This is a genomic window from Cronbergia sp. UHCC 0137, from assembly GCF_034932285.1.
In the GTDB taxonomy this organism is placed as follows: Bacteria; Cyanobacteriota; Cyanobacteriia; order Cyanobacteriales; family Nostocaceae; genus Cronbergia.
Genome location: NZ_JAYGHC010000039.1, coordinates 1 through 7,475, shown reverse-complemented (window position 1 = coordinate 7,475; position 7,475 = coordinate 1). Strand labels below are relative to the sequence as shown.

Annotated in this window: 7 protein-coding genes; 4 read left to right on the top strand and 3 right to left on the bottom strand. The window is 41.4% G+C overall.

The annotated features are described in order from the left end of the window. Positions 1-53: 53 nt before the first annotated feature. From VB711_RS18635 to ruvB, 3 genes are all read right to left on the bottom strand, one after another. Entirely contained in the window at positions 54-473 is a 420-nt protein-coding gene (locus VB711_RS18635) for a phosphomannose isomerase type II C-terminal cupin domain (protein ID WP_323287718.1), read from the bottom strand. A 315-nt stretch (positions 474-788) separates the two neighbouring features. Next, the gene (locus tag VB711_RS18630; RefSeq protein ID WP_323287717.1) at positions 789-1,589 is read right to left on the bottom strand and encodes a tetratricopeptide repeat protein; all 801 of its coding nucleotides are present in this window, start codon (positions 1,587-1,589) and stop codon (positions 789-791) included. Between the two features lie 24 nt (positions 1,590-1,613). Further along, positions 1,614-2,714 carry a Holliday junction branch migration DNA helicase RuvB gene (ruvB, locus tag VB711_RS18625; RefSeq protein ID WP_323287716.1) on the bottom strand — a complete coding sequence of 367 codons (1,101 nt, stop codon included), beginning with the start codon at positions 2,712-2,714 and terminating at the stop codon, positions 1,614-1,616. Positions 2,715-3,327: 613 nt separating this feature from the next. Between ruvB and VB711_RS18620 the strand changes: the two genes are divergently transcribed. The 4 genes from VB711_RS18620 to VB711_RS18605 all read left to right on the top strand — a co-directional run. Next, the gene (locus VB711_RS18620; RefSeq protein ID WP_323287715.1) at positions 3,328-4,491 is read left to right on the top strand and encodes a GuaB3 family IMP dehydrogenase-related protein; all 1,164 of its coding nucleotides are present in this window, start codon (positions 3,328-3,330) and stop codon (positions 4,489-4,491) included. Positions 4,492-5,210: 719 nt separating this feature from the next. Next, the gene (gene trxA / locus VB711_RS18615) at positions 5,211-5,534 is read left to right on the top strand and encodes a thioredoxin (RefSeq protein WP_323287714.1); all 324 of its coding nucleotides are present in this window, start codon (positions 5,211-5,213) and stop codon (positions 5,532-5,534) included. A gap of 359 nt (positions 5,535-5,893) precedes the next feature. Further along, the gene (locus VB711_RS18610) at positions 5,894-6,964 is read left to right on the top strand and encodes an LOG family protein (protein WP_323287713.1); all 1,071 of its coding nucleotides are present in this window, start codon (positions 5,894-5,896) and stop codon (positions 6,962-6,964) included. A 139-nt stretch (positions 6,965-7,103) separates the two neighbouring features. Next, on the top strand, positions 7,104-7,475 hold a 372-nt coding region (locus VB711_RS18605), incomplete at its 3' end, for a Uma2 family endonuclease (RefSeq protein WP_323287712.1).

Genomic DNA, 7,475 nt, shown 5'->3' with positions numbered 1-7,475 from the left:
CTTCCCCTGCTTCCCCTGCCCTCTGCCCCCTGCCCCCTGCCCCCATCTAATCCTTACTTTTCCGTGCGGGCATAATCATCTTGGTAACGGATAATGTCATCTTCTCCCAAATATTCGCCATTTTGCACTTCAATTAACACTAAGGGAATCACTCCAGGATTTTCTAAGCGGTGAAGGGTGCATTGGGGTACATAGGTTGACTGATTGTTACTGAGCAAAATTTCGCGATCGCCACATACTACCTTAGCTGTTCCTGAAACAACTATCCAGTGTTCACTGCGGTGGTGGTGCATTTGTAAGCTGAGGCGGTGTCCTGGCTTGACTTCAATGCGCTTAATTTTATATCCGCGAGCTTCTTCTAAAACTGTAAACGAACCCCAAGGACGTAACTCTGTTGCAGCAATGTTTCTACCAGTGATAGCCCCATTGAGGGACAAAATGTTGGTTTCTGTGGTTTCTGAAATTTGAGCCATGATTACCTCATTTGGAGACATAACAAATCCGTCATTCCTCGTTAACAATTGATAGAAAAATTTGGCTTGTTTTTACAGCCGGTTAATCCTACCTTGTTAAAGATAGCAAAATCAAACTTTAGAGGTTAAACTATTATCCTAAAGTTTATACTAATTCTTTATTCAGGTAAATCTTTGATGAAGAAAGAATTTAAACGTCAGAACAAAATTTTTCCATCCAGATTTTTTGATTTAATTTAGATAATTGAAAACTGGACATATTTAGGGGAAGATTTGACGACTGTTCCCTGTTGCCTTCTCTAGGGGTTTGGTGAGTTACTGTAAGTTCAAAAATTTATCTAAGGCTGAGACTAAACTAGGTGGCCAGCGACGAATATTTTTTACCCAGTTTATATCTTTGTAACGGATATCAAGTCCATAGGCTGCTACCCAGTTGCTTTCTGCTTCACCTTTCTGTCCTCCTACCCAGTAAGCGGCGGTTAAAGCAGCACGTACATCGGCAAACTGGGGATATTTGCGGATGATGTTTCGCAGTTCGCGGATTGCTGTGTCTATTTGGCCATTTTCATAGAGGGCAACGGCATAATTAGCTCTAGCAAAGGCAAAATTAGGAGCGATTTCTGTGGCTTTTTGATAATCTGCGATCGCTATTTCCCATTTCCCCAATCCGGCCTCAGCGTTACCGCGATTGTTATAGGCCATTGCATCTTGAGGATCTAATGCTAAAACATGATTATAATCGGCGATCGCTTCTTCCCATCTCCCCAATCCTTCTAAGGCTGTACCCCGATTTAAATAAGGATCGGTAACATTGGGTGCAAGTTCTACAGCTTTGTTGTAGTCTGTTAATGCTGCTGCTAAATTATTTTGACTAACGCGAGAATTGCCTCGATTACTCCATGCTCCCGCATTGGTAGGAAATTTTTCAATAATCTCGGTCCAATAACTTTCAGCGGTGACAAAATCACCTTTATTCGTTGCTGCAAATGCTTTAGTAGCTAAATCATCCCCCACTTGTAACTCTTCTGGGGTGATACTTGGTGTTTGTGCAAATGCAGGTGCAGTCCAACCGAACACCAGGAATATACTCAGAAAAATACCAATTAATTTAATCATTTAACTTTTAGGTTGGTGAGTATGTCAAAGTAATGATAACTGCTCATTAGGTGGCTTAAAACCCATGTGTTGATAGGCTGCTTTAGTGGCAATTCTACCCCTTGGTGTCCGGCTTAAATAACCCATTTGCATTAAATATGGTTCATAAACTTCTTCAATGGTTTGGGTATCTTCTCCAGTGGTAGCAGCGATGGTTTCTAAACCGACTGGACCACCATTAAAGTTTTCGATAATCACACTTAACATTTTCCGATCTGTCCAATCTAAACCGCAAGGATCGACTTGGAATAGTTGCAATGCTTCTGCTGCGACAATTTCGGTAATTTCTGTAAAGGATTTCACCTCTGCATAATCACGAACACGTTTGAGTAATCTGTTAGCGATTCTCGGTGTTCCCCGTGAACGTTTGGCTATTTCCGTAGCCCCATTTGAGTTAACTGGGGTTTCCAATAATTCAGCAGTGCGAAGAACAATTTGAGTTAGTTCCTCAACTTCGTAAAAGCGCAGTTTTTGAATTAAACCAAAGCGATCGCGCAAAGGCGAAGTCAAGGCACCGACGCGGGTTGTTGCCCCTACCAAGGTAAACTTAGATAAAGGTATACTCCTAATTCTAGCGCTCGAACCCTTACCCACAGTAATATCTAAACGATAATCTTCCATCGCTGGATACAGGATTTCTTCTGTCATCCGCGATAGACGATGAATTTCATCTATAAACAGTACATCTCCAGCTTTGAGATTTACCAATAACCCGACTATATCCCTTGGTCTTTCTAAAGCCGGTGCGCTAGTTATTTTATAATTTACACCCATTTCTGATGCTAAAATCATTGCCATTGTTGTTTTCCCTAAACCTGGGGGTCCATACAACAGCAAATGATCCAACACTTCATTTCTAGACTTGGCTGCTTTAATTGCTATATCTAAAACGTCCTTTAAATCCTTTTGTCCTATGTAATCAGCAAATCGCTGGGGACGAATACTCTCTTCTGGTTTACCTTGTTCATTAATAGCGGCTTCAGACTGCAACAGATTTTCTGCGGGGGGTACTTTTGCTGACTCCCTCTGCTGTTTTGGTTCTCTGTTGGGTTCTTGTCCACTTTTTTTCGAGGAGATAATCGCCATAATTTTCAGGAATCCAGAAGTTCAAAAATAGGGGTTTAGCACCGCTAAAGCGTTACAGCAGTTAATACTCATCACCAGTATAGGATATTTGAGGCCAAATATTACTTATAAAACTAAATCATTCAAGAGCCAGGAGGAAGCCACATTTTAAAACGTGGAATTGAAGCTTTGTATACTTGTCAAGTATATCAAGACCCATAGCGCAAGATAAAATTCCTCTTTTAAACAGGGCTTTAGACCCAGAACTAAAGTTTTAATTCATACTTCTTCCCCCCTGCCTCCCCTCTGACAGGTGTAGGTTTTTAATATTATCTGTGAAGGCAGGACTTGGAAGACAAGGAGGTATTGTAGACAAGGAAGATTTTATACAAAAAATGGTCTGTTGAGCTTCAGTTTTTGTGACCAATCGTACATTCTTTGTACAGTTTTTCTCCCTTGTCGCCTTGTCTACCTTGTCCCCCAAGTCTTGCCCTTACGACAATGTAAAATACCTACCCTTGTGAGGGAAGCAGGGGGGAATAAATTTTTTATTACCCATTACCCATAAAAAAATCCCCCCAACCTTCCCACAATTTGATACCCTAGCTTAAACAGATTTGAGAAAAGTGAAAGCGTGGAAATTCAACTTGGGCGGGGAAAAATAGCTCGTAGAGCTTATGGAATTGATGAAATAGCTCTAGTCCCTGGTAACAGAACACTAGATCCGAGTTTAGCAGATACTAAGCTAAAAATTGGCAATATTGAGCGAGAAATCCCCATAATTGCCAGTGCCATGGATGGAGTTGTGGATGTAAATATGGCTGTTCGGTTGTCCCAGTTAGGAGCATTAGGCGTTCTTAACTTAGAGGGCATCCAAACTCGCTATGATGATCCAGAACCGATATTAGAGCGGATTGCGTCTGTAGGAAAAGATGAATTTGTTGCTTTGATGCAAGAACTTTATGCTGAACCAATAAAGCCGGAATTAATTGAAAAACGTATTCAGGAAATTAAACAACAAGGCGGTATTGCGGCTGTGAGTGCTACTCCTGCCAGCGCAGCTAAATATGGTGCAGCAGTGGCAAAAGCTGGGGCAGATTTATTTTTTATCCAAGCTACGGTGGTATCAACAGACCATCTTGCCCCAGAGTCTATGATCCCACTAGATTTAGCGGAATTTTGCCGTTCTATGCCCATCCCTGTGGCGCTGGGAAATTGTGTTACCTATGAAGTGACCTTAAACTTGATCAAAGCGGGTGCGGCGGCGGTAATGGTGGGAATTGGACCTGGTGCTGCTTGTACTTCCCGTGGGGTTTTGGGCGTGGGTGTTCCTCAAGCAACAGCGATCGCTGATTGTGCCGCAGCAAGAGATGATTATTATCAGGAAACTGGTAAATATGTCCCTGTCATTGCTGATGGTGGTTTAATCACAGGTGGCGATATTTGCAAATGTATCGCTTGCGGTGCTGATGGAGTGATGATTGGTTCTCCCTTTGCTAGAGCCGCAGAAGCCCCAGGAAGGGGTTATCATTGGGGTATGGCTACTCCCAGTCCATTATTGCCCCGTGGGACTCGTATTCGCGTTGGTACAACCGGTACTCTAGCGCAAATCCTCACAGGACCCGCCGGACTAGATGATGGCACTCATAATCTTCTAGGAGCCTTAAAAACTAGCATGGGTACCTTAGGAGCCAAAAACATTAAAGAAATGCAGCAAGTTGAAGTAGTTATCGCTCCTTCCCTGTTAACTGAAGGTAAAGTCTACCAAAAAGCCCAACAGCTAGGAATGGGTAAATAGGGGGACTGGCCATATCTGGATAAAGATTAGATTAATCTTCTCCTGCCCCAAAAAATTTTTCCACCTTCTTAAACAATTGCTGGAAAAATCATATATGTCGCCTACAATAGGAATAGCGGAGACGCATGTTTCCGTTCACTCCTCACACCACACTCCGCCCGGACTACTGTTCGGGCGGTTCCTTATGTTTATGTATACTAAACACGGCTTAATTATTTGATTCTGTGGGTAGGGGTTTAGCACTGCTCATACGTGTCAACTTAAGCCCCGGCGACTGGAAGTCGCGGCTACACAAACAAAGTCCGCCTGCGCGGACTCAGAAAAAATCGAGGATCTGAAACCCACGGAGGTGGGTTTTGCCTGTGTAGATGCGGTTTTTAACCGCCGATTTAATCTTAAGTTGACACCAATGAGCATTGCTAAACCCCTACAAATCTGGGTTTGTCGTAATTTTGTAAAAGTCCATGTCCCAACCGTTTTTAGTATAAGTAGATGAACAGAAAAAATTAAAGGTATGTGAAGAAAAGTAAAATCGCCCAAAACTCTCTTCCTGTTCCCTGTTCCCTGTTCCCTGTTCCCTTGCCCCAACGACAATTACGCCCACCTACTTAATATATAAGTTCTTTGCAAATGTACATCCTTCACTTCCAAGCTGATGTTTTTGCTATGGTAGAATTTTCACGAAACTCACCAAATATAATAGGTAAAGGTTTTTAGGAATGTCAGCAGCCGCAAATGTTACAGATTCTACTTTTAAGCAAGAAGTCCTCGATAGCAGTATTCCTGTATTAGTTGACTTTTGGGCTCCCTGGTGTGGCCCATGTCGCATGGTAGCACCTGTTGTTGAAGAAATTGCAACTCAGTATGACGGACAAATCAAAGTTGTGAAGGTCAATACAGACGAGAATCCTCAGATTGCTAGTCAGTACGGCATTCGCAGCATTCCCACCCTGATGATTTTTAAGGATGGGCAAAAGGTGGATATGGTCGTTGGGGCAGTGCCTAAAACTACATTAGCTAACACCTTAGAAAAGTATCTTTGAACCTCAACTGGATATACAATTCTGTCGAGTTGTCTATTTGCTCTAATTTTGAAGTGAATATTTGTAAATTAGTTCCAGAGGCGTAAATTCTGCGTCTCTAAAAAACTACTTTCCAAAACATATAGACAATTAAAGGGCTACTAGGGAAGTATCTCTTAGTTGAGATACGTCCGCTTTTTTTCCTGGCAATTGCACCAAAAAGATCATCACGGGGTTTTGTCCAGGAAGTAAATTACCCATACCTTCTGGACAAACTAGACAAAAGCTAGATCAAAGCTAAATCACGGTTCATAACAAAACTCCTCAAGAGTTGAGTCTTGTTGTACCAAGATATTCTATAAATTACACACAAAATTTAGATGACATCATCAGCATCATTTGATATACTGGATTCTCTCCAAAGGGATATCGCTGAATTAATAGATCGCTTACCGACTTTAAAACATCGGCAGTTTATCCAGCAAGCACTTGCCACTATAGTACGTTTAGCTGATAGTGAAATTGAGCGTCTCGATTGGAAGATATTATCTGCTTCTTTAGCAGATATGGAACGTGGGTTTGAGCTTTTTTATAATTACCGACACGTCCGCAAAGTAACTATATTTGGCTCGGCTCGTCTAGCACCAGAAACCCCAGAATACCAAATGGCAGTTCGTTTTGCTCATGCTATTTCTCAATTGGGTTTTATGGTGATGACTGGTGGTGGTGGTGGAATTATGCAAGCAGGTAACGAAGGTGCGGGGAAAGAACATTCTTTTGGTTTAAATATTCAGTTACCTTTTGAGCAAGAGGCTAATCCGTTTATTGACGGTGATCCAAAACTGATTCACTTTAAGTATTTCTTTACCCGCAAGTTATTTCTGTTAAAAGAAAGTGATGCAGTGGCTTTGTTTCCTGGGGGTTTTGGGACTCAAGACGAGGCTTTTGAATGTATGACTTTAAGCCAAACGGGTAAATTTGGACCTGTTCCTCTGGTTTTAATTGATCATCCCGGTGGGGATTATTGGCTTTCTTGGAGTAAATATATAGACCAGCAATTGGTAAAAACAAATCTTGTTAGTCCAGAAGATCCTAGTCTTTACACGGTGACTGATAATTTGGAAGTTGCTTGTAATGCAATTACTCAGTTTTACCAAGTTTATCACTCTAGTCGTTATGTGGGTGAAAAGTTGGTGATTCGCTTGAGACAAAATTTGTCGGATAGGGAGATTGAGCAACTGAATACTGATTTTAGTGACATTCTGGTGAAAGGACGGATTGAGAAAAGTCAAGTATTAGTGCAAGAAGGACAAGATGAAACATCTGATTTACCCCGCCTTGTTTTGTACTTTAATCAAAAGGATTTGGGGCGTTTATATCAAATGATTGCGGTAATTAATCAAATGGGTGTTCCGTCTCCAGAGGAAGCGGCACATCCAGAAAGGAAGTAAGATATATCTAATACTCAATAGAAAAATTGGATGATGCGATCGCTCGCTACAAATCAAGTATAGCAGAAGTTGGTGGGTGAGGCGATCGCTAACAAGGTAGTTGTCCAAAATTAAATTCATTCCTGGAGAGATAATTTTCATGATTGTAGCTACCCCTAAACGTTTTACAATCGCTGAATACCATCACCTGATAGAACTCAGCTTTTTAGGAGATAACGAACGCACAGAGTTGATCAAGGGTGAAATAATTGAAATGGCGGCAAAAGGTAAATCACACTCAACATTTAACAGACGATTAATCCGAGAATTAACACAATTAATAGGGAATATTGCTACTTTACAAAATCAAGATCCTATCCTTATAGCTCCCAATAGTGAGCCTGAACCAGATATAACTATTATCCGCAATCGTGCTGATGACTATCTAGGAAATCATCCCACACCATCGGATGTTTTATTGTTAATTGAAATTGCTGATTCTTCTTTAAAATATGACCAAGAAGTGAAATTG

What these genes read in the sequence shown, in the direction of transcription:
- trxA (WP_323287714.1), top strand. Translation starts at nt 5,211, where the DNA reads ATGTCAGCAGCCGCAAATGTTACAGATTCTACTTTTAAGCAAGAAGTC.
- VB711_RS18630 (WP_323287717.1), bottom strand. Translation starts at nt 1,589, where the DNA reads ATGATTAAATTAATTGGTATTTTTCTGAGTATATTCCTGGTGTTCGGT.
- VB711_RS18635 (WP_323287718.1), bottom strand. Translation starts at nt 473, where the DNA reads ATGGCTCAAATTTCAGAAACCACAGAAACCAACATTTTGTCCCTCAAT.
- VB711_RS18610 (WP_323287713.1), top strand. Translation starts at nt 5,894, where the DNA reads ATGACATCATCAGCATCATTTGATATACTGGATTCTCTCCAAAGGGAT.
- ruvB (WP_323287716.1), bottom strand. Translation starts at nt 2,714, where the DNA reads ATGGCGATTATCTCCTCGAAAAAAAGTGGACAAGAACCCAACAGAGAA.